Origin of the sequence: Polynucleobacter sp. MWH-S4W17, from assembly GCF_018687535.1 — a bacterium.
In the GTDB taxonomy this organism is placed as follows: domain Bacteria; phylum Pseudomonadota; class Gammaproteobacteria; order Burkholderiales; family Burkholderiaceae; genus Polynucleobacter.
In genome coordinates, this window is the sequence record NZ_CP061295.1 from 1,197,646 (window position 1) to 1,219,055 (window position 21,410).

Annotated in this window: 19 protein-coding genes and 2 tRNA genes; 8 read left to right on the forward strand and 13 right to left on the reverse strand. The window is 46.1% G+C overall.

Features of this window, described 5'->3' with window-relative positions; translation table 11 throughout:
- Positions 1–2,421, reverse strand: coding sequence for a DUF748 domain-containing protein (locus C2755_RS05960; RefSeq protein WP_215319991.1), 2,421 nt, complete (start codon positions 2,419–2,421; stop codon positions 1–3).
- A 77-nt stretch (positions 2,422–2,498) separates the two neighbouring features.
- Between C2755_RS05960 and C2755_RS05965 the strand changes: the two genes are divergently transcribed.
- Positions 2,499–3,092: a DUF1080 domain-containing protein gene (locus C2755_RS05965; protein WP_215319993.1), complete on the forward strand. Its 594-nt coding sequence runs from the start codon at positions 2,499–2,501 to the stop codon at positions 3,090–3,092.
- A gap of 1 nt (position 3,093) precedes the next feature.
- Here the strand turns inward: C2755_RS05965 and C2755_RS05970 are convergent, their stop codons facing one another.
- The 5 genes from C2755_RS05970 to acs all read right to left on the reverse strand — a co-directional run bounded on the left by C2755_RS05970 (position 3,094) and on the right by acs (position 6,388).
- On the reverse strand, positions 3,094–3,444 hold the full coding sequence (locus C2755_RS05970; RefSeq protein WP_072583575.1) for a helix-turn-helix domain-containing protein: 351 nt from the start codon (positions 3,442–3,444) through the stop codon (positions 3,094–3,096).
- The gene (locus tag C2755_RS05975; RefSeq protein WP_215319995.1) at positions 3,441–3,797 is read right to left on the reverse strand and encodes a DUF6516 family protein; all 357 of its coding nucleotides are present in this window, start codon (positions 3,795–3,797) and stop codon (positions 3,441–3,443) included. Before C2755_RS05975 ends, C2755_RS05970 begins: the two co-directional genes overlap by 4 nt.
- A 60-nt stretch (positions 3,798–3,857) precedes the next feature.
- Complete coding sequence (locus tag C2755_RS05980) at positions 3,858–4,163, reverse strand: YciI family protein (protein ID WP_215319997.1); 306 nt, start codon at positions 4,161–4,163, stop codon at positions 3,858–3,860.
- Positions 4,164–4,266: 103 nt separating this feature from the next.
- Positions 4,267–4,357: transfer RNA gene (locus C2755_RS05985), tRNA-Ser, on the reverse strand.
- Between the two features lie 57 nt (positions 4,358–4,414).
- Complete coding sequence (gene acs / locus C2755_RS05990; protein WP_215319999.1) at positions 4,415–6,388, reverse strand: acetate--CoA ligase; 1,974 nt, start codon at positions 6,386–6,388, stop codon at positions 4,415–4,417.
- Positions 6,389–6,575: 187 nt separating this feature from the next.
- On the opposite strand from acs, the gene C2755_RS05995 reads away from it, so the two are divergent.
- Genes C2755_RS05995 through C2755_RS06015 form a run of 5 tightly spaced genes read left to right on the forward strand, consistent with a single transcriptional unit; the run spans position 6,576 to position 10,760 of the window.
- The gene (locus C2755_RS05995) at positions 6,576–8,099 is read left to right on the forward strand and encodes a fumarate hydratase (RefSeq protein ID WP_215320001.1); all 1,524 of its coding nucleotides are present in this window, start codon (positions 6,576–6,578) and stop codon (positions 8,097–8,099) included.
- Positions 8,100–8,138: 39 nt separating this feature from the next.
- Complete coding sequence (gene murI, locus C2755_RS06000) at positions 8,139–8,945, forward strand: glutamate racemase (protein WP_215320003.1); 807 nt, start codon at positions 8,139–8,141, stop codon at positions 8,943–8,945.
- Positions 8,942–9,646: an energy transducer TonB gene (locus C2755_RS06005; RefSeq protein WP_215320005.1), complete on the forward strand. Its 705-nt coding sequence runs from the start codon at positions 8,942–8,944 to the stop codon at positions 9,644–9,646. Before murI ends, C2755_RS06005 begins: the two co-directional genes overlap by 4 nt.
- Before the next feature lie 5 nt (positions 9,647–9,651).
- A complete protein-coding gene (locus tag C2755_RS06010; protein WP_215320007.1) occupies positions 9,652–10,344 on the forward strand; it encodes a MotA/TolQ/ExbB proton channel family protein in 693 nt (230 codons plus the stop codon).
- A 2-nt stretch (positions 10,345–10,346) separates the two neighbouring features.
- A complete protein-coding gene (locus C2755_RS06015; RefSeq protein WP_215320009.1) occupies positions 10,347–10,760 on the forward strand; it encodes a biopolymer transporter ExbD in 414 nt (137 codons plus the stop codon).
- A gap of 3 nt (positions 10,761–10,763) precedes the next feature.
- On the opposite strand, the gene C2755_RS06020 is transcribed toward C2755_RS06015, so the two are convergent.
- Genes C2755_RS06020 through C2755_RS06045 form a run of 6 tightly spaced genes read right to left on the reverse strand, consistent with a single transcriptional unit; the run spans position 10,764 to position 18,524 of the window.
- Positions 10,764–11,231, reverse strand: coding sequence for a hypothetical protein (locus tag C2755_RS06020; RefSeq protein WP_251368442.1), 468 nt, complete (start codon positions 11,229–11,231; stop codon positions 10,764–10,766).
- Positions 11,232–11,280: 49 nt separating this feature from the next.
- Positions 11,281–12,465 carry a TAXI family TRAP transporter solute-binding subunit gene (locus C2755_RS06025; protein ID WP_215320011.1) on the reverse strand — a complete coding sequence of 395 codons (1,185 nt, stop codon included), beginning with the start codon at positions 12,463–12,465 and terminating at the stop codon, positions 11,281–11,283.
- Positions 12,466–12,477: 12 nt separating this feature from the next.
- Positions 12,478–13,314 (reverse strand): phosphate ABC transporter substrate-binding protein, encoded by an 837-nt coding sequence (locus tag C2755_RS06030; protein WP_215320012.1) that lies wholly within the window; start codon positions 13,312–13,314, stop codon positions 12,478–12,480.
- On the reverse strand, positions 13,311–14,102 hold the full coding sequence (locus C2755_RS06035) for a phosphate ABC transporter substrate-binding protein (protein ID WP_215320014.1): 792 nt from the start codon (positions 14,100–14,102) through the stop codon (positions 13,311–13,313). The genes C2755_RS06030 and C2755_RS06035 overlap by 4 nt, the downstream gene beginning before the upstream one ends.
- 2 nt (positions 14,103–14,104) lie before the next feature.
- Entirely contained in the window at positions 14,105–14,878 is a 774-nt protein-coding gene (locus C2755_RS06040; RefSeq protein WP_215320016.1) for a DUF4239 domain-containing protein, read from the reverse strand.
- A 22-nt stretch (positions 14,879–14,900) separates the two neighbouring features.
- Positions 14,901–18,524, reverse strand: a complete 3,624-nt coding sequence (locus C2755_RS06045; protein WP_251368569.1) for a filamentous hemagglutinin N-terminal domain-containing protein — start codon at positions 18,522–18,524, stop codon at positions 14,901–14,903.
- Here C2755_RS06045 and C2755_RS10390 point away from each other — a divergent pair.
- A complete protein-coding gene (locus C2755_RS10390) occupies positions 18,457–18,600 on the forward strand; it encodes a hypothetical protein (protein ID WP_251368578.1) in 144 nt (47 codons plus the stop codon). The genes C2755_RS06045 and C2755_RS10390 overlap by 68 nt on opposite strands.
- 96 nt (positions 18,601–18,696) lie before the next feature.
- On the opposite strand, the gene C2755_RS06050 is transcribed toward C2755_RS10390, so the two are convergent.
- Positions 18,697–18,785: transfer RNA gene (locus C2755_RS06050), tRNA-Leu, on the reverse strand.
- A 125-nt stretch (positions 18,786–18,910) separates the two neighbouring features.
- Here C2755_RS06050 and C2755_RS06055 point away from each other — a divergent pair.
- Positions 18,911–21,370 (forward strand): penicillin acylase family protein, encoded by a 2,460-nt coding sequence (locus tag C2755_RS06055; protein ID WP_215320020.1) that lies wholly within the window; start codon positions 18,911–18,913, stop codon positions 21,368–21,370.
- Positions 21,371–21,410: the final 40 nt, after the last annotated feature.

Genomic DNA, 21,410 nt, shown 5'->3' on the forward strand with positions numbered 1-21,410 from the left:
CTACTTGATTCTGATCTCAACATCGAGAGGTATACCCTCTTTTCCTGCCTCTACAGTCTTCACATCTCCCAGCTGAACACGGTCCTTTAGGCTTGGATCAGCCTTAACCATGAAGCCGTAGGCCGTCTTCGCCCTACTTTTTGCCAATTCCTGAAGCTCGACATCAGTGATCTCTATCCCAGAAATCAACTCCTCATGCAGTTGCTCATTGCGCTTCTCGCCATCTGGAAGAGTCAAAAGACGTTGACCAAGCTTGATGCGCCCTATGTATTGGGCATATGCCGCCTTCAGGCCTGACTGCACTTTCGGGTCTGTAAATGATGGAGTGGGCACTGGTTCGCCAGGTGCCAACTTAAATCCGGCATCTTGCAAAATGGCGCTATCTGCCTTAGCTCTTGCAAGCTCTTTCTTATCCAGCACAGGATCATAAGTACCAATGATCTCTAAGCTCGAGTTCGGGCGCTTCACCAAATACTCGCCAAATTTTTCCAGGCGATCTTGATCAGCAACCAGGAAGACTGCTTCTCCAGGCACAGCATTTACACCTTCTTCACCACCCATTCCTAAAATAGATGCAAGAGCTCTAAATGGTGCTGTTGCTACGTTTGTTAGAACATTACTAATGGCCTGCCAAACCAAACCACTGGCACTAAATTCTGGGGAGTCGACATTGCCTGCGATGCGAACCGTTACGTCAATCGTGTCATCAGAGTCTTCTAATAAAGCAATTGCTAAGCCTAGCGGTAATTTTTTGCCAGTAAAGTCCGGCACCTCATCACCCAGCACCACCTTCTTAATAATGATCTGATTACTTCCATTGAGTTCGCCATCATTGGCTTTGTAATTGAGATTGAGGTTTAGTCGTCCACTGGTAATTTGATAGCCTGCGAATGTCATCACTGCTGGATTGAAGGCGGTCAGCGGAAGGTTTCTAAAACTCATCAAGATGTCATGATTGCGTCGTGGATCATCAAATGATGCTTGACCCTTTACTCGCATACCTCCCGAGCCAGCAACAATACCATCCATCGCCACAGTGGCAAATCGACCAGGAGTATTGCTAACCCCCAAAAGAGTGGCATTGAACCTCTTCACATCCACCTTGAAATTAGGACGCATCGCCATATCTGAAAAGTACACTTCGCCATTCTTCAGAAGAGTGGATCGAATATCTAAATTGAATGTGGAGAGAGTGCTTACCTTAGACCCAGCTACAGGCTCGGACTTTAATTCTATTGTTGGCCTGGCAAATAACCTTCTAAAGTTTGAGAAGCCCTCTTCATTAATTTCAAATTGCAGGGTTGGTGCATCAATGGCCAACTGATCTATCGCGAGACTATTGTTGGAACCCTGCTTTAACTTAACTGATTGATATTCAAATTGAAGAATATCTGCCATCTTCCAAACAATCAGAGGATTTTTTTGACCCTTCTCCAGTATTGCTAAGTCTGAAATATGAATATCGCCCGCAACTGAATCAGTCTCACCGCCTATTTTCAAAGTTAGATCGGCGTTCATCAAGCCACTGGTACCGATGAGCTCTTTATTAGCCGGCAATAGAGCGACGATTGGCGAGGTTGCAAGACTGTGAATTTCTAACTTGCCATTAACTGACTTCGAGCCGGTATTGAAATCCCAGCGTGATCGTATCTCACCCTCATCCAACCTCAAGTTGAGCTGCGCGCCTAAGTTACCTGGCTGAGGATTATCCAATCCACCTGTAATAGCAACATGGCGATACGCAATAGTTTTATTGATTCCAGGTATGAAGAACTGCAAGGCACCAAGATTAAAGTCGTATTGACCACGGACCCCGGTTACCAAACCATTCTTATCGTAATTGGCTACATCAAGCAACCTCATCGTAAACGGGTTGAGTGATTCTTTTAATTTGCTCGAATCATCCACCAAACTTAGAGAAGCTGAACTGACGATAATTTCATCGACCGATATTTTGAGAGGCTTCTTGAGCTCTTTGGGATCTGAAGGGGGTATCGCCTTTTCAACGGCGGCAATCAATTCCTGCCAATTCCAGGACCCTGCGTGTATGCCCTTAGGTAGATTCTTCTCGACCAACACCTTAGGTTCTTCCAGCAAAACCTCATCAAAGCCCAGCTCTCCTATAACCAACTTTGTCCACTTGAGGGTAATTGCCAGCTTTTTAAATTCCAGTAATTTAGAACCACCCTCTTTTGCCAAGTGAAGGCCATCAAGCTCCACCCTTAGCCGCAATGGAGAAAGACTGAGGTGTTGATAGGAGATCTCATAGCCAATCTTCTTGCCATATTCAGTTAGGGACTTTTTAATCAACCCAGGCAGCAACAAATGGCTTCCCAACCAAAATAAGGCCGCCATCAGAATAAAAAGTCCCGCCAAACGCAAAGACCATCGCTTTATTTGGGAGTTTGTGAGGGAAAGCATCTACTTGTCTTTATAGGTCAATATCAGTAACAATGAAAATGAACGCAGAATAATAAATATACCCCCTCAGGAGACCCATGAAAATATTCATCAAAAAACTGGCCTTATCTATTGCATGCCTTGCCGCCCTATCGATCGGTAGTGTTGCTAACGCCCAAAGTTCAGACGGGTTTACTGATCTGATTGACGGCGTGAGCTTGAGTGGATGGAACATTATTGGAAGCGCCAACTGGGTCATTGGTAACGGTATTGTCGAAGGCAATAAACCCAATGGTTTTTTAGTTAGCGCTAAGACTTACAAAAACTTTATCATCAAAGCAGAGTTTTATGCCGAGCCTAGTACGAATAGCGGTATTTTCATTCGCTGCCAAGACCCTAACAAGGTGAGTCAATCCACTTGTTATGAAATTAATATTTGGGATACCCGTCCTGAACAAGCGTATGCAACCGGCGCTATTGTGGATGTTGCCAAAGTTGACCCAGTACCTAAGGCTGGTGGACGCTGGAACACCATGGAGATTATTGCAAATGGCTCCAACTTTAAGGTCATGATGAATGGTGTGGTCACGGTAGCTAATGGCCAAGATAGCAAATATTCTGAAGGACCTATTGCCCTGCAATCTGCCGGTGGCGTCATTAAATTTAGAAAGCTACAGATAAAGCCGCTTTAAATTATTGAATACTGATTTCGTAGCGATCGCCACATGCCACGGGCCTCAGGGCCTTGGCCTCTTGGAGCATTTTGACTAAGCCGTAATGAGACATTGTTTTTAGCGTGCGGGATAAGTTCCCTTGCTTTCTTCCGGTAAGCTCTGCCAACTCAGAAATCGATACAGGCTTAGTTGCTCTAATGACATGTAAAAGAGCCCTGTTTTCGTCGCTCAATACCTGCGCCAGTGAACGCATCGAGGTAAACCATATCTTCGGATCAGATGCCTTTGGTTTTAGATCGCCTTTAGCAATGGCCAAGACGCGTGCCCGAATATCTTTTTGTGATGCAATCCCTATTTTGATGACTTTCATATATCTTTATCTACCTTTAAGACTTTATCAACATCGACAAAAAAATCACTTAGGAGTTGGTGCGCATCCCTAAACTCATAGACAACGCCTGGGTCACTTGAACTACGATGCCTGTGATCGAATGCCAATTTTCTACCTGAATAGCCTGCTCTAAGCCTTACCGCATGAGCATTGTCATAACCCAAAATTCGCAAGCCTTTGGGGTTGTGCAAGGTTAATGAATAGCGCACCCCGTGCGGTACTGCCTCGCTAACAGCTACCTCCCAAGCCTCAATCTTTACCCAGTAACCATCGCCTTGATCAATGACCTCTTGGTGCAGATCTAAAAGAGTGATAACTCCACGATTTCCCATCACTCATGATATATCACCAGATGATATACCAAAAGTAACAGCCCCGCTTAAATTATGGGTTTATTTTGCTGGCGGAAAGCCTGCTTTTTGCTCCCACATATTATTAAATACATGGATGATTGGTTTTTCATAAACACCCGCCTTGGTATAGGGCTCATCCTTTAACCAAGCTTCCACATCTGCCCTGCTAGGAAAGTCGATTGCGAGCAAGCTACCAACTGTAGTCTTACCGTCATCAGAAGTCATCGGTCCAGCAAAAGCCATGCGGTCAGAAAGTTGCGCCAAGTAAGCGCGATGCTCTGGTCGGATTTGTACTCGCAAGTCAGCAGTACCAGGCTTATCCATCAACAAAATTGCATAGATCATGTTTTCTCCATCTTTTAATTGGTTTTATTTTTGAATCTCAATTAGGAAGATATTACGGTAAGTTCCAAAGAAAAAACCACCCGAAGGTGGTTTTCTTGATACTTGGCGGAAGAGGCGGGATTCGAACCCGCGGTAGGCTATTAACCTACGCACGCTTTCCAGGCGTGTGACTTAAACCGCTCATCCACCCTTCCGGAACCGATGATTATACGATTCCCGAAGGGGTTTGGTCTAAATCTTGGTTTAGCTTATTACAGAGACTCTTTGAGCTGGTCCAAGATGTGTGGGTTTTCCAGGGTGGAGGTGTCTTGAGTCACTTCCTCGCCTTTAGCAATCACACGCAAGAGACGGCGCATGATCTTGCCAGAACGGGTCTTAGGCAAGTTATCACCGAAACGAACGTCCTTAGGCTTAGCAATCGGGCCAATCTCTTTACCTACCCAGTTACGTAGCTCAGTAGCAAGCTTCTTGGCTTCATCACCAGTTGGGCGACCACCTTTCAGAACAACGAATACACAAATAGCTTCACCAGTCAGCTCGTCAGGACGACCCACAACTGCTGCTTCAGCAACCAATGGGTTAGCCACTAAGCAAGATTCGATTTCCATGGTTCCCATGCGGTGACCAGAAACGTTCAAGACGTCATCGATACGACCAGTAATGGTGAAGTAGCCAGTATCTTTGTTACGGATTGCACCGTCACCAGCAAGATACAAAGTACCGCCCAACTCTTCTGGGAAATAAGATTTCACGAAACGATCTGCATCATTCCAAATCGTACGAATCATGGAAGGCCATGGACGCTTCACAACTAAGATACCGCCTTGACCATTAGGAACGTCTACACCAGCCTCATCCACAATCGCCGCCTGAATACCTGGCAACGGCAATGTGCATGAACCCGGAATCATTGGGGTTGCACCCGGCAATGGTGAAATCATGTGACCACCAGTTTCTGTTTGCCAGAACGTATCGGCAATCGGGCACTTTGAATTACCAACATGCTCGTAGTACCACATCCATGCTTCTGGATTGATTGGCTCCCCTACAGAACCTAGAAGGCGCAGTGATGACAAATCGTAGCTCTTTGGATGCACTGCTTCATCGTTGCTCGACGCTTTAATTAATGAACGAATCGCTGTTGGTGCTGTGTAAAAAATGGATGCTTTGTGTTTTTGGATCATGTCCCAGAAACGGCCAGCATTTGGATAGGTTGGCACACCTTCAAATACGATCTCAGTGGCACCTACAGCGAGTGGGCCATAAGTAATATAAGAGTGACCCGTCACCCAACCAATGTCGGCAGTACACCAGAACACATCGTTTGGCTTGATATCAAAGGTCCACTTCATTGTGAGAATGGCCCACAAGAGGTAGCCACCTGTTGAGTGCTGTACACCCTTTGGCTTACCGGTTGAACCAGATGTGTACAGAATGAATAATGGATGTTCAGCGCTTACCCACTCTGGCTCGCAAGTAGTAGCTTCGTTTGCTACGATTTCTTGCATCCACACGTCACGCCCTGCTTGCATGGTGACATCAGTACCAGTGCGTTTACTAACTATTACATGCTTAACCTTAGGGCACTCGCCAGTTGAAAGAGCTTCGTCACAGATTGCTTTGAGTGGCAATGCTTTGCCACCGCGGAACTGGCCATCAGCAGTAATCACTGCAACGGCACCCACGTCCATAATGCGGTCACGCAATGCTTGGGCAGAGAAACCACCAAACACTACAGAGTGAATTGCACCAATACGCGCACATGCCTGCATAGCAACAATGCCTTCGATGGTCATTGCCATGTAAATAATGACGCTGTCACCAGACTTGACGCCCATCTTGCGCAGTGCGTTTGCCATCTTGCAAACACGCTCAAGCATCTCTTTGTAAGTTACCTTAGTAACTGTGCCGTCATCCGCTTCAAAAATAATGGCTGTCTTATCACCTAAGCCAGCTTCAACTTGGCGATCCAAACAGTTGTATGAAGCATTAGTGGTGCCATCTTCAAACCATTTGTAGAAAGGCGCCTTGGATTCATCTAAAACCTTTGTAAATGGCTTTTTCCAATAGAGGTTCTCTTTAGCAAGGCGACCCCAGAAACCGTCGTAATCTGAATTGGCTTCAGCACAGAGCTTGTTATAAGCCTCCATACCTGGAATTGCCGCACTCTTTACAAAGTCTGCAGGTGGGTTAAAAACGCGGTTTTCTTGCTTTAATGGTTCCATGCTTCACAGCCCTCTATCTAATAATCAATAATCTAAAATCAACAACAAATGCGAGAAAATGTCGCAAAATGGCATATTTAGAGTCTCAAGACCTTAGAAGATAAGTGAAAACACTTGGGATTTGCTCTATGGCAAACCCTTAAAATAGGGCAAACCTTACTAATAATGTGGAAATAAGCAGATAACCATGACCAATATCAAACAAAACGACCTGATTCAAAGCGTTGCGGACGCATTTCAATTCATTTCCTACTACCATCCCAAGGACTTTATTACCGCCATGGGCAAGGCTTATGAATTGGAACAAGGTCATGGTGCCAAAGATGCGATTGCCCAAATTTTGACCAACAGCCGTATGTGCGCCGAAGGTCATCGACCCATGTGCCAAGACACTGGTATTGCCGTAGTCTTCCTCAAGATTGGCATGAATGTTCAATGGCCTGATGCAACGATGAGCGTCACCGATATGGTGAATGAGGGTGTGCGTCGCGCTTACCTTAATCCCGACAATATGTTGCGCGCTTCAGTGTTGGCAGATCCAGCAGGCAAACGCAAAAATACTGGCGATAACACCCCTGCTGTGATCCATTACGAAATCGTCCCGGGCGATGATGTTGAAGTCATTTGCGCGGCTAAGGGTGGTGGCTCAGAAAATAAAGCCAAGATGGTCATGCTAAATCCTTCAGATTCAATCGTGGATTGGGTTCTGAAGACCGTGCCTACCATGGGCGCAGGCTGGTGCCCTCCTGGCATCCTCGGCATTGGTATTGGCGGCACACCAGAAAAAGCCATGCTCATGGCCAAAGAAGCCTTGATGGGTCCTGTTGATATTCAAGAGCTCATTGAGCGTGGACCTCAAAATCGCGTTGATGAACTACGACTTGAGCTCTATGAAAAAGTAAACAAACTTGGCATCGGTGCTCAAGGCCTTGGTGGTTTAGCCACTGTGCTCGATATCAAGATCTTGGATTACCCAACGCATGCTGCTTCATTGCCAGTAGCCATGATTCCGAATTGCGCGGCGACTCGTCATATTCATTTCCATTTACATGGCGATGGCCCTGCAAAACTCGAAGCACCTTCACTCTCAGATTGGCCAGATGTCACCTGGACACCAGATGTTCAAAAATCCAAGCGCGTGAATTTAGACACCCTCACTGCTGAAGAAGTGGCTGGTTGGAAACTAGGCGAAACACTATTACTGAACGGCAAGATTTTGACTGGTCGTGACGCCGCTCATAAGCGCATTCAAGACATGCTCGCTAAAGGTGAAGAATTGCCAGTGAGCTTTAAAAACCGCGTAATCTATTACGTTGGCCCAGTGGATCCAGTACGTGAGGAGGCAGTTGGCCCAGCAGGCCCCACTACCGCAACTCGTATGGATAAATTTACTGAGATGATGCTTGCCAAAACTGGCTTGATCTCCATGATTGGTAAAGCTGAGCGTGGACCTGAAGCGATTGAGGCTATCAAGAAACATAAGTCAGCCTATTTAATGGCTGTTGGTGGCGCTGCCTACTTAGTGTCCAAGGCCATTCAAACTTCTAAAGTAGTTGGCTTTGCTGATTTGGGTATGGAAGCGATTTACGAGTTCGATGTCAAAGACATGCCAGTAACCGTTGCGGTGAATTCAGAGGGCATCTCTATGCACAACGAAGGTCCACGCGAATGGCAAGCGAAGATTGCTGGCATTCCAGTCAAGATTGCTTAACACCCTAACAACTTCATTACAGAGTAAGCACGGTCAACTTTGGCACTCATAGGGGTATTTGATTCTGGCGTTGGAGGCTTATCCGTATTGGATGAGGCTCTGCGTCAGCTGCCCCAGCATGACTATATTTATCTTGCTGACTCAGCCAACGCGCCTTACGGCGAAAAATCGAGCGACTGGATTGCCAAACGCAGCCTCACCCTTTGCGGCTATCTAGCCAGTAAAGGATGCGACGCTATCGTAGTTGCTTGCAATACTGCAACTGCTGAAGCGATAAAGCAAATTCGGGAAACGCTTTCTATTCCTATTATTGGTGTTGAGCCAGGCATTAAGCCAGCAGCCATGCAATCGCAAAACAATATTGTGGGTGTCCTCGCTACTGAGGCGACTCTTAGGAGCGATAAGTTCAATGCATTATTAAATACCCTTCCAAATGATTGTCAGTTCATTAGACAAGCTGGCGCAGGACTGGTTCCTTTAATCGAGTCTGGCAATGCGGATAGCGAAGAAACCTTAGAGTTGTTGGCTAAACATCTTGAGCCCATTCAAGATGCAGGTGCAGATACCTTGGTGCTAGGCTGCACGCACTACCCTTTTTTAAGAAAAGCGATTCGTAAGCTCCTTGGTGAATCCATTACGCTGATTGACACCAGTGATGCTGTAGTTAGACAACTCAAAAGGCAGCTTGAGAATCTGCAAGAGGTGATTCCTACCGTGCAGCATGGAGCGGTACTATTCCTGAGCAGTAAAAATGAAGAATCGCTATTGATGATGGCGCAAGATTTAATGTCTGCTGACTTAACTTCTCATGCAGTTGAAGCACGCATCTTGGGTGAAATGAGATGAGCACCTTTCTCAATAAATTAGATGCCTTTCTACCGTTCAATAAAACAGAACGCATCATTATTGGCATTGTAGTTTTATTACACGCCCTGCCTGCACTTGAGTTTTTGCACTTTAGTCAGCGCCCGCCGCAAATGGATGATGAGCGCGTCATGGCAAATTTGGTGAGCCCGGAGGCATCCACAGCCCAACAGCCACCAGCCGCTGCTCCGCCAAAGACTAAAGAGCAGAAAAAAGTAGTTAAAGAAAAACCAAAAGAGAAGTCTTCGGATAAACCCAGTCCGACTCAAGCACAGCAGACGCCACAGCAAAACCAAGCACAGAGCAAGTCTGAGTCTCAGTCGCCATCTCAATCGCAGACCCAAAACGCTGCTGTTGCCCCTGCGACCAGTGGGGGTGCTAGCGGCACGCCGATTCAGACCGACATTGGTAAACTAGTTGTGGTTTATCAGCCTGATGCTGACGCTTACTATCCTTCGTTCTCTAAACGCTCTGGCGAACAAGGTGCAGTTGTAGTGCGGTTGATCATCGATGAAACTGGTAACGTAGAAGATGTGGCATTCCTGCAATCAAGCACTTTTCCTAGGCTTGATCGCGCTGCAACTGATATTGGCAAACGTTATCGCTTTAAACCTTTTTTAGTAAACGGTTCACCCCAAAGAATTTCTACCAATCTTTTAATCAAATTTAATCTCAAGAATTAATCAATATGAATACACCATTTGGCATTGCAAATCTCTGGCTTGAAGGCGATGTGATTACACGATTTGTAGCAATTGCCCTGCTCATCTGCTCTATTGTGACTTGGGTCATTTTGCTCACTCGACTTTGGGATTTACGTAATCTACGCAAACTCAAGCCTGAACTTGAGCAATTCTGGCGTGCCACTTCATTTGATCAAGGCTTACAAGCATTTAGCAATCATGCTGCCAATCCTTACTATCAAATTGCCAAGTCTGCGACTAAAGCATCCGCGCATCATCAAAGTCAATCGACCAACCACCGTGAATTACTGCAAACACTGAACTATTCTGAGTGGATGGCAAGAAGCCTTAAGAACAGCGTTGACAGCATTGCAGCGGGATTGCAGAAGGGCTTAACCTTCTTAGGATCTACCGGCGCTATCGCTCCATTTATTGGTTTGTTTGGCACCGTGTGGGGTATCTATCATGCCCTGATTGCCATCAGCAGCTCAGGAAGCGCGCAACTGGATCAAGTGGCTGGCCCCATTGGCGAAGCGCTCATCATGACTGCACTTGGTCTTGCAGTTGCCATCCCTGCCGTATTGAGCTTTAACGCCATTAATCGCGCCAATAAATTATTTGTTGCTGACCTCAATCGCTTTGGCAATGATCTATTAGCCTACTTCGTTACTGGTGCCCGCGTTAACTCCGGAGAATAGTCATGTCTTTTCATATCCAAGACGACCAAAACAACGATAACATCATGTCGGAAATCAATATGACGCCGATGGTGGACATCATGTTGGTGTTGTTGATTATTTTCATCATCACACTACCGGTGATTCAGCAGGCAGTGAAGGTAGAACTTCCTAAGGCCAATAGCGTACGCAACGAAGTAAAACCTGAGTCAGTGCAGCTTTCAATCGATGCTAATGGTCAAATCTTTTGGAATAGTACTCCGATCGATTTAAAGACCTTTGATGGCTATGCTGAAAAAGCCGCCCAGAAAGATCCTCAACCAGAAATTAATCTGCGAGCTGACAAATCCGTGAAGTATGAATATGTTGCGCAGGTGTTGGCTGCATCGCGCCGCGCTGGCTTAACAAAACTCGGATTTGTGACAGAGCCGAACTAAGCGTTACTTAGCCCTGTATGGCGCTTTCGAGGGAAAACAAGTCTCTTCACTAGTGTGGGTGCCGTTTCCTATAGTTGCACCCAAGATACCACCCTGTATTTTCTCGACCTTCTTGAACTTGCCGGTTACTGGGTCAAGCGTAATATTAGTGATGACATTGCCTGCAGGATACGAAACTCCCATAATTTCTTCAGGCTGAAAATTTGCCTCTATCAATATCAAAATATTGGGTCGCGCCAAGGTAATGCTCCTGACGACTTGTGTTCCATACATATCTGACTGATCTAGGTCACGATCATCTAAAAAGATCTTGGCCTTTTGGGCGCCCGAAGCAAGAGTCATTTTCATCTCATACTCTTCGGTGTAGCCTTTTTCTGTGCGCTTGCAATTAAATTCCAGAACATCTACAGCCCAGCTAGATAGAGAGGCAATAGCTAAACAAAAGCAAAGGAGGATTTTAGATAAATTCATAATGATGGAAATGCCACAACGATAAAAGCGCAACCTAAAGTCAAAGTCGCTATTCTAATTGAGAGATATTTGTCGCAATTGTATTGATAGGGTTTGGCGTCTCGGAATCATTCTCGGATTCATCATCTTTCAAACTGGCTTCCCCTACATCTTCGGGAGCTTTAAACCACTTAAACACCACCAAAGCAATTGATAACAACGACATCACCAGGCCAAAGATTCCCTTAATCTGATCGAGCGTTTGAGCAGTAATAAATGGTTGTTTGCTAGCAATGTAGACCTCTGTTCCATCGGAAATCGGAAACCCCGATGGCGTAAGCATTTTGTCTTCTGAAATTGGAAAGTTAAAACGCGAGGTAATCTGTGGGCTGTATAAAACAGGCAGTAGAGCTGCAATGGCATATGAATCTACATCTTTATTTGCCAAAAGATTGAGATTGACGCCTACCACTTGAATATCTTTAGCCGGAACAGGTGGCGAAATTTGATACATATAAGCCAAAATCTTAGCGTCAGCTACCCAGCCCATGCGCATAGCTAATGATGGTGGGAATGACATCTCTAAGAGCTGGTACCCCCGTTTTTGCACCAGAAAGTCGACTGTAGCGGATGGTGCATAAGAAACCTGAACAATCACATCAGGAAGCTTATCAGCCTTCATAGACAGCAACTGCTCATCACTAAAGTTAGTCTCAGCGTAATCGACCTCAGGAACTAAACCTGAAAAACGGAGGATCTGATTGGAGACCACGCTGGGGCCACCATTTTTTTCACCTAAATTCACTGTCTTGCCACGGATGTCGTGAATGGTTTTAACTTCACCCCTCACCAGAAACTGAATCAACTGTGGGGCAATCGATGCAACCTGGCGTACATTCTCGTAACCCACTGCATCAATACCGCCCTGAACAAAGGCAAGATCTAGAGTCCCATCGTTTAAATCATTGAGGGCCTGAAATGAACCGGCTGTGGGGGCGATAGTCAGGGTGACATTTCTGCGAGAAGCCTCTTCTTGCAAAACTTTAGCTAGGTGGTGACTTTTGGTAAGCATACCCCCACCGCTAATGGTCAACTCATAATGACGAGGGTAAAGCTCATATGCAAATTTACCAGCCAACCCGAGCAGAAGAATGATAACAATAAGCGCCAGACCCTTGCGTATATGGTGCTTACTTCTGAGCCAATCCAAGCCTTTAAATAATAGCTCTTCAACTTCGTTTGATGTATCTGCCATGAACTTAAATACCTATCGTGATACCTGGGTTAGGCCATGCTTGACAAAAATATCCTGCCCTTGGGTGCTCAAACTAAATTTCACAAAATCTTTAGCAAGCGCACTACCCGAATTTTTAGTTACCAAAAACATATCCCTACTTAGCGGATATAGTTTCAGTAAAAGTGTTTTATCGCTAATCTCAACATCATTTATAGGAACTGCTTTTACTTTATCGCTGATATTTTTATTGGTTAGATATCCAATACCAAAAGAATCATCTGTAATGGCATCTGACATTCCAGCGGCACTATCAAAGACCTTAATATCGCGAGTGAATTTAGCGCCCCTTAAAACAACATCTTCAATAAATGCGCGGGTAGTTGAACCTTCATTGCGGCCATATACATGAATCTTTTCATTGGGCCCGCCTAATTGCTTCCAGTTGCTAATGATGCCCTCAAAGATATCGCTTAACTGCTCAATAGAAATACTTTTAATACTCAAGCCAGGATGGGTCACGATGGCTACGCCTTCGATTCCAATCAGATGGCTTTGCAGATCAAGGTTAAATTCTTCAAAACTTAGATCTCTAGACATCATCGCCAAATCAATGCCGCCGTTATCTAGTGCGGTCAAGCCCGCTAAAGAGCCGCCCCCTTCAATTGCTACCTTAACATGGGGATTTTTTTCGACAAATGGCGCGGACAATAAAGCAACAAAACGAGATACCGCAACAGATCCAGAAATCATGAGCTCTTTTTGAGCTCTTGCGATCACGTAAGGATATACAGCCAAACCAGCCAGTGCTGCACCACCGATGCCGGCAACAATGCCGATATTGCGAAGAAATTGGCGGCGTTCCATCATTGCTCGCTCGCCACCGGAACCAGGCCCATCTCTCTGATGATGGCTTGCCCCGCTTTTGCATCTAAACAATAAGCAACAAAGTCTTTAACTTCTTTTCCAGCTGACGGGTTGATCAGGAGCTGCAAGTTATTGCGAATTGGATACTGACGATCTTTGATGGTGAAATAGGTCGGTAAAACACCGTTTATAGATAACGGTTTTACTTTTTCCCTATTCAAAAAAGTCGTGCCCACATACCCAATCGAATAAGGGTCTGAGGTAATGGCCTGCATCAAACTACTTAAGCTTGTTACTACCTTTGCTCTCAAAGTAATATGCTCTTTACCAGCAACCTGCCTCTTCCATTGCTCGTATGTTCCCAACTGAGGGTCATGACTTACGACATTGATTGGTCCAGAGTATTTACCCAATGAATTCCAGGAAGTGATGCTTCCCGTAAATATGTCATGTAACTGCTCAAGCGTAAGGTTATTAATTGGGTTAGCCGGATTGACAATGGTCGCAATACCATCAGTAGCAATCGTCACCTCCTCAATCTGAAGTTTATGTTTGTGAGCCCAAACCTCAATATTTGCCGGCATCTGTCCAGAAGCCATCCCAATCTGAGAGGTACCATCTAATGCGGACTTATAACCTACCGCAGTATTGCCGCCAACTAGAGGCAAATGCACATTGGGGTTTGCATCCATATAGCGCATACCAATCCTCTGCATCAACTTCATGACTGTAGTTGACCCACGTAGTTGAATGAATTGCAAATCAGTTGAATCAACAGACTTAATGGACATAGTTAGGCGCCCAATGACGGCAGTATATGAGTGATAGCTTCAGGAGTGACTTGGCTTTCACCAACAAACAATCCTTCCAGGGCAATGACTAATGTAAACAGAACCGCGACTCCAATAGTCACCCCTCCGACATACGCAACCATTTTTGGCAACGGATTTTGCAGCCAACCAAATAGAATGAGCAAAATAACTGAAATAGCTAGGGCATCTCTTAAGTACGGGGGCAACTTTAAACGGGCGGATGATAAACGAGCCTCGCGAACATCAGATAGTTGATTTAAGGTCGTGACGATTTCCGCTCTAGCCATCTGCTGTACTGGGTTTCTAGGATCTAAGAGTCGAATGCCCTGCGTCAAATCAGTCAGATCGTTAGAAGCCTCCTCACTTCGTTCGTTTTTTGCCATTAATGGCCATTCATCATCTACAACGGCATTTGCATAACTTTTTAAATCGCCTTGGAGCTCTGCGGCATTCGCGCCGCCAAAAGCCGCTAAAGAGCGGTTTAATTTAAACATTAGCGCAGCTTCGCGTGAAACTAGATCTTCAACATTACGATGATCACCTTGTACACGCACCAATGAAAAAGCAATCAATAACAAAGTAATAGAGGTAAATAATTTAAAGCCCTCTTCGGCGCCCTTAGCAAGATGCTCCCCAGGATTCAGTTTGTATTTCCAGCGAATGTAGGAAGGAATTACTGTAGATAACAATAATCCAACACACATAAAACCAAGGCCAATGACTATATTGGGAAGCGTGTGTAAGTAACTAATCATGTATTGCCAATCTTCAACCCAATTAATGGAGGATAAATAAATTTAGAGTCGACATGAGATTAACCGACTCAAGACTTTCATGGAAATTTTCAGAGTTACGCGAACGACCTACAGTAGCGACCCCAGAATTTCTTATTGATGGTACATCATCGTAGGATTGCGCCAAGCTATCACCACCCCTAAGAATAATTGGTGTTGTGTCAACTTGCTGAACACCTGCCGGAAATGGCAAGATAGATCCCGCAAACGGGTTTTGTTTCATTGCAGCAAAAGCGGCCGGGTTGTTGCCCATGGCTTGTACGCGGTTTTCATACTTACCTACTCTATTGGGGCCAGGTCTATTAGCTGCGAGGTCTTTAGCAGCCCCCGCTTTAGAGCCTGGCTTATTGTTATTACGGAATCCATTCGCATACTTACTGACGTACTTAGATGGCCCATTATTGGACTTGCTCGAACGCTCTTTTGCATCCGTTTTATCTACGCCATCTTTAGCACTTCCATTCCTTCGTGCCTCGGAATTGTTAGCGGCACTTCTACCATCTCCACTCTCTCGATTGGAGCTGGCACGATTACTTGGCGGTGGAGGCGCCGCTGGCGGTGGAGGCGGTGGGGGTGCTGAAGCATTGGCCGTAGGAGGCGGCGCAGGTGGAGTGAGCTGAATACTACCGTCAGCCATCATCACTAAAGGTGGTGCCTTACCCGGTACTGACATGGAAGTCTCTCCCGCTGCAGCAGTAGGTGGCGGTGTATTTGCGACAGGCGGAGGAGCTGGAGCAGGCAACGGCGCACTAGAGAACACCGCTGGGGGCGGTGGCGGTGGCGGTGGTGGCGGTGGTTGTTGAGGGGCAACTGCTGCTACTGCTTGCACTGACGTTGTCGCTGGTTGTCTTGAGGGTGCCGCTGGTTGTGCGGCACTAACTGTTAGGCTAACAGGAGTAGCTACCAGCATAAAGTGACCAGAGTCCATTCCACTCAAGGTCACGCCTTTGACGATGAGGTTTGGATAGCTGCCAGCGCCTACTGAATTCGTAATGGCACTGGCATTACTTAAGTAACTTGGCGTCCCCGAAATAGAAAGATTTGCATAAGAACCAGCACCAAGAGTGATGGTAGTACCAGAGGCATTCGTTAGCTGATAACCAAGATTCAAGGATCCCGAGGTGGCTGTCGCTGTATTTTCAGTGATAAACAGAGTGTTGCTTAAGTCAAAGCTTGACCCCGCGAGAGCGACTCCAAAATGATTATCCGCAGTAAATGATGCAGCTGCTGTCACTAGAGCACTAATACTTCCACCGCTACCACTTCCACCATTGGCTTGAATGAGACCGCCATGGAGATTCAAGGTACCAGTGTTAGCAATCAGATTTATTGAGCCACCATTAACTGATCCTCCTGCAGATGCTTCCCCAGCTATAGTGATCGTATCCGCCTTTATACCAATCATGCCGCCATCGCCAGCCACTCCATTAGCCTGTAATTGACTTCGAGGCATAACGAGATTGGTAATGGGATCGGTATAGGCGCCCCCGGTATAAACATCCGTACCCGCTAGGTAAATAGCTCCGCCCGTGGTTCCGTTTGCCAGAACCTGAGAGCCAGACTCCAAACCCACTATCGCAGCGTTAGTTGGAATTATTTGAGTAGCCGTCAAATAAATGACATTACTTGCAGCTTGCGTTGTTGAGTTAACAACAAGCAAGGTAGGATCATTTGCTGCCGCGCTAGAGTAAATCGTATTACCACTACCGACAGCGTTAAGGGTAATCAGATTCACCGCCGTAAGGGGTGCTGCAGGCACTGTTGGCAGGCCAGCACTTAACCTTAGAGCGCCTGATATATAGATGGCTTGAGCTAACAACTCAATTGCATTGCCTAGAGTACCAGCGCCCCCACTAAATAAGTAGTTATTTGCCAAAACCCTTGCATTGCTAGCAATTGTGATCGTGGGCGCCTGAATTGTTATCTTGGATGCATTGATAGATGATCCTGCTGCACCGAGATAGGCAATTGAAGAACTAATAATCACATCTAAGTTTTGACCTTCAATACTGCCATTCAGGACAAAGTTGCCAGCCGCGCTCATAGTTAAGGTGGTGTAACTAGTTCCAGCCTTGAGGATATGTGCCCCGCTGTCAACGGTCATCGAACCGGTACCATTGACAATACAGCTACCCACACTACAAGCAGTGGTGTTGGCAGTTACAGCAATAGTGACGTTGCCAGTAGATAAAGCCGTAGAAATAGTATTTGCTGTTGAAGCATCAATCATCAGATCGACTGGATCCAATAACCAGGTTCCCGCTTTGCCATTTACTGCGCTGGTATTGATACTCGCTGTTGGCACTAAGGAGACAGATCCTTTAGAGGATGTTTCAACAAATCCACCGTTACCGGAGATTGCTCCACCCATCGATTTAAGGATGCCCGCAACCGTAGTTTGCACTTGTGACCAGATAGCAATCACACCGCCATTCCCAGCTTGAGTAGCAGATGCATCGATCAACGCATTCTCTTGGATGGCGACTGTTTGAGCGAGTTGATTATTTTTGGCTGCAGCATCTGCATTAGCCTTTACATTTTGGGCGGCTTGAGTTGGATTAACTACAGATGCATTTACCTGGCTACCGCCAGATACTGCTGTTGCGGCTAAGCCGATGTTGACCTGACCACCGTTGGTAGCGCCAGTAGCGGTCGTTTTAGAACCTTGAGCAATGGTGATGTCATTACCGACGATATTGATCTGACCGCCTTCGCCTGTTTTGCTGTTGGCTGTTACTTTGCCTGCTTGGGTGACGGTATTGGCTACTAGTTCAATGACTCCGCCGTTATTGACCATACTGCTGGCGGAGATGCGGCCGGTGTTATTAATGACGCTAGCCATCAGTTGGTTAGCTGATCCTGCCGCAATCACGACTAGGCCACCATTAACTTCAACTACCCGCTTGTTTTCAATGAGGGCGTTATACGTTCCAACGTCAACTTTGACGGACATCAGGGAGTTGCCCTTAAAGTCCAGGGTAATTTGCTCACCCGCAGCCATCGCTACCGTACCCGATCCTTTTTTGGCCAAGAGGAAGCCATCGTTGCGCACTTCGGGGGCTAACAGGGCAATGTAACCACCTTCAGCATTGGTTGTGATCTTGCCTTCATTGATCACTGATCCCTTACCGTTACCTTTGTAAGTCGATTTACCGTCCATGAAGTCTTTATTGGAGATATCCATGGTGGTGGCTACGACACCAGCAGCATTAATTTCTGCGCCTTTGCCAAAGGTCACGCCGTTTGGATTAACAAAGACGACCTGTCCATTTGCTTTAACAGCGCCTTCAATCATTGATGCTGTTGCACCAGTGACGCGATTTAAGGTGACTGCATTTGCGTTGGGTTGATTAAACGTTACCGAAGCATTTTTACCCACGTTAAAACTATCCCAATTCACAACAGCGCGTTGTGAAGTTTGGTTCACCGTCATTGCTGCAGATGTGGGGGTTTGGGTTTGGGAAATGGAGGCGGAACCAGCGACAACTTGGCCGTTGATTGGGAGCGCAGTTACTGGAGGAGCAGCTGAGGCGGCTTGAATGAAACCAGCAAACCCTCCAATAAAAAAAGAAAGTGTTAATGCCTTCTTAATCCCTAAGGAAGAAATTGAGATAAACCCAAACGAAGAGTTTGAGGATGAAATCCTTGGCGGATTAATCAAAAAATTTTATATGGCAGGTTAAAGCCCTGATTTTACTGGGATTTCTCATAAAAGTGGTGCGAGAAAAGGCCAAAAAATACATCCAAAAGGGGGAATAGGGGAAATTGTGGTTTGGAGGTGGTGCCCGAGGCCGGAATCGAACCGGCACGACTTTTTTGAGTCGGCAGATTTTAAATCTGCTGTGTCTACCGATTTCACCACTCGGGCCCGCACTTTTAGTGAAGCAGTGCTAAACAAACCAAGACAAGCGAAATTTTAGCACGCAAGGCCCCTAGAGCCCCTTTTGCCCCTCTGCCCAAGAGTGCACTAGATAAAACATCTAAAATACATCCATGAATTTACCGGAAAAATCATCGGGGCTCGGCAAGCTTTTGCGCTCTGGAATATGGCTTATAGGGCTATGTCTCATAGCCGGCCTAGCAGGCACTCTTGCCTATTTATACTCTGCCCAATCCAATATCTCCGGCAAACGTGCAATTAAAAGTCTGGGTGATTCTGTTGCCATTACCTTTGATGCGTCTGACATTCCGCATATCAATGCAAAAAGCCAAGCAGATGCCTATTTTGCTTTAGGCTACCTACATGCTAGTGAACGCTCCTGGCAAATGGAAATGAATCGACGCATTGCGAGCGGTCGACTTTCAGAAATATTGGGTAATGACACCGTAAAAATTGATCGCTTTGTGCGCACCCTCGGCATCAAGCGTGCAGCTGAACGCCAATTTGATCGTTACCCCGTTTCTGCCAAGCGTCTACTACAAGCCTATGCCGATGGTGTCAATGCTGGTAATGCGCAATTAGGCTGGGCTCTCCCAGTGGAGTATTTCTTAACAGGTTCAAAACCAGGCCATTGGTCACCAACAGATAGCGTAGCTTGGATGCTGATGATGGCTTATGACTTAGGTGGAAATTGGCAGAAAGAGTTACAAAGACTTGAGCTCTCACAATTCCTGAGCACCAAACAAGTATGGGAAGTGATTCAGCCATATGAAAATGATGAGCCCGTCAGCAATGTTGATTTTTCCAAGCTCTATAGAGAGTTGAAGGTCTTTCACCCCTCTCCTGGTCCAGTAGAAAGCAGGCCTCAGAATTTGCCTGCAACCGAATTGAGCCAGTTAGATCAAATGGGAGCAAGAGATGGTATCGGCTCCAATAACTGGGCCTTGAGCGGCAAGCTCAGTACTTCTGGCAAGCCCTTATTGGCCAATGATCCCCATCTGGGACTTTCCGCTCCGGCTGTCTGGTACTTCGCCCACCTTGAAGCCCCTGGTTTAAATGTCATCGGTGGCACCCTCCCTGGAATACCTGCAGTGGTTTTGGGTAGAACGGATAAGTTTGCATGGAGTTTTACTAATACCGGGCCTGACGTTCAAGATTTATACATTGAGCAAATTGATTCAAAGAATCCGGGTATGTATCGAGGTCCTGATGGGCCACTTCCATTCAAAGTGCATCAAGAGATTATTGATATCAAAGGATCTCCATCGCTGACTTTCTTGGTAAAAGAAACTCGACATGGTCCCGTTATCTCTGATTCCTATGCAAAGGCCAAACGTACGATTGATACGGATCGCTTTGCTCTTGCCTTGCGCTGGACAGCGCTCGATCTTGAAAACCAATCAGTTGCTGGCTTGATGGATATGAATCGTGCAGCTGATCTTGACCAATTTAAACAAGCTCTACGAAAAAATTATGCCCCGATGCAAAACGTGGTGATGGCAGATACAGAAGGTAATATTGCTTATCAGGCGGCGGGAGTGGCTCCCAAAAGAATTCTGCACCAGGGGCTTTATGGGGTAGCGCCAGCTCCTGGCTGGGAACGTCAGTATGACTGGAATGGCTATGTCCCATTTGAACAACTCCCCTCCAGCAACAACCCAGGGCAAGGTTGGATAGCGACCGCCAATCAAAAAATTATTGCGGCTAATGATCCCAACCCTTTAACGGGCGACTGGGACTTACCAACCCGTTATGACCGTATAGTTGATCTCATCAAATCTAAGGACACCCATTCGGCTGATGATATGAAAATCATGCAAGGCGATACCCTATCGCTTGGGGCAACACCCCTATTAGAACTATTTAAGGCCAGCCAAAGCTCTCATCCCTTAAGCGCGCAAGCAATGGAGATTGGTAAAAGTTTTGATGGCAATATGAAAGTAGATAGCGCAGGCGCACTTATTTTCAATGTCTGGGCGGACCAATTAACGCGCAATCTCTTCTCTAGATTGAGTTACCTATTTACTGAAAATTATGGGGCACGTAACTATCGCGCTCCACTAATACAGCAAGTGAAAAACCCTAACAGTCCCTGGTGTGACGATCCAAAAACTGAGAAGGTTGAATCCTGTCAGGAGTCCTCCAATCAGGCGCTTGATAAAGCCCTGGATTACTTAAGCAAGGAGTATGGCAGCGATCCTAAATCTTGGGCCTGGGGTAAAGCGCATATCGCCGTCTCTGAGCATCGTCCATTTAGCAAGGTGCCGCTACTGGGAGGTTTATTTAATATCAAAACCCCCTTCCCTGGGGATAGCTTTTCTGTCAATGTGGGACGACTTGAGCTGATGCAATCCAATAATCCCTATGAAACACTTCAGGCTCCAAGCTTACGGACAGTCTATGATTTATCCGATTTGGAGAAATCACTCTTTGTATATCAGACAGGCCAATCTGGATGGGTGCAAAGCAAGCTCTATCGCAATATGAACTCTTTGTGGGCCAATAATGAATATCTCCCGCTGCAGATGAAGCCAGAAAAGACTGGTCGACAGCTTGAATTGATGAATAAATAAGCATTTCAATAAATGCTAAAAATCCCACGGCTGCCATTCA

What these genes read in the sequence shown, in the direction of transcription:
- acs (WP_215319999.1), bottom strand. Translation starts at nt 6,388, where the DNA reads ATGGAACCATTAAAGCAAGAAAACCGCGTTTTTAACCCACCTGCAGAC.
- C2755_RS05995 (WP_215320001.1), top strand. Translation starts at nt 6,576, where the DNA reads ATGACCAATATCAAACAAAACGACCTGATTCAAAGCGTTGCGGACGCA.
- C2755_RS10390 (WP_251368578.1), top strand. Translation starts at nt 18,457, where the DNA reads ATGAAACCAGCAAACCCTCCAATAAAAAAAGAAAGTGTTAATGCCTTC.
- C2755_RS05980 (WP_215319997.1), bottom strand. Translation starts at nt 4,163, where the DNA reads ATGATCTATGCAATTTTGTTGATGGATAAGCCTGGTACTGCTGACTTG.
- C2755_RS05965 (WP_215319993.1), top strand. Translation starts at nt 2,499, where the DNA reads ATGAAAATATTCATCAAAAAACTGGCCTTATCTATTGCATGCCTTGCC.
- C2755_RS05960 (WP_215319991.1), bottom strand. Translation starts at nt 2,421, where the DNA reads ATGCTTTCCCTCACAAACTCCCAAATAAAGCGATGGTCTTTGCGTTTG.
- C2755_RS06040 (WP_215320016.1), bottom strand. Translation starts at nt 14,878, where the DNA reads ATGATTAGTTACTTACACACGCTTCCCAATATAGTCATTGGCCTTGGT.
- C2755_RS05975 (WP_215319995.1), bottom strand. Translation starts at nt 3,797, where the DNA reads ATGGGAAATCGTGGAGTTATCACTCTTTTAGATCTGCACCAAGAGGTC.
- C2755_RS06035 (WP_215320014.1), bottom strand. Translation starts at nt 14,102, where the DNA reads ATGTCCATTAAGTCTGTTGATTCAACTGATTTGCAATTCATTCAACTA.
- C2755_RS06055 (WP_215320020.1), top strand. Translation starts at nt 18,911, where the DNA reads ATGAATTTACCGGAAAAATCATCGGGGCTCGGCAAGCTTTTGCGCTCT.
- C2755_RS06010 (WP_215320007.1), top strand. Translation starts at nt 9,652, where the DNA reads ATGAATACACCATTTGGCATTGCAAATCTCTGGCTTGAAGGCGATGTG.
- C2755_RS06005 (WP_215320005.1), top strand. Translation starts at nt 8,942, where the DNA reads ATGAGCACCTTTCTCAATAAATTAGATGCCTTTCTACCGTTCAATAAA.
- C2755_RS06015 (WP_215320009.1), top strand. Translation starts at nt 10,347, where the DNA reads ATGTCTTTTCATATCCAAGACGACCAAAACAACGATAACATCATGTCG.
- C2755_RS05970 (WP_072583575.1), bottom strand. Translation starts at nt 3,444, where the DNA reads ATGAAAGTCATCAAAATAGGGATTGCATCACAAAAAGATATTCGGGCA.
- C2755_RS06030 (WP_215320012.1), bottom strand. Translation starts at nt 13,314, where the DNA reads ATGATGGAACGCCGCCAATTTCTTCGCAATATCGGCATTGTTGCCGGC.
- C2755_RS06025 (WP_215320011.1), bottom strand. Translation starts at nt 12,465, where the DNA reads ATGGCAGATACATCAAACGAAGTTGAAGAGCTATTATTTAAAGGCTTG.
- C2755_RS06020 (WP_251368442.1), bottom strand. Translation starts at nt 11,231, where the DNA reads ATGAATTTATCTAAAATCCTCCTTTGCTTTTGTTTAGCTATTGCCTCT.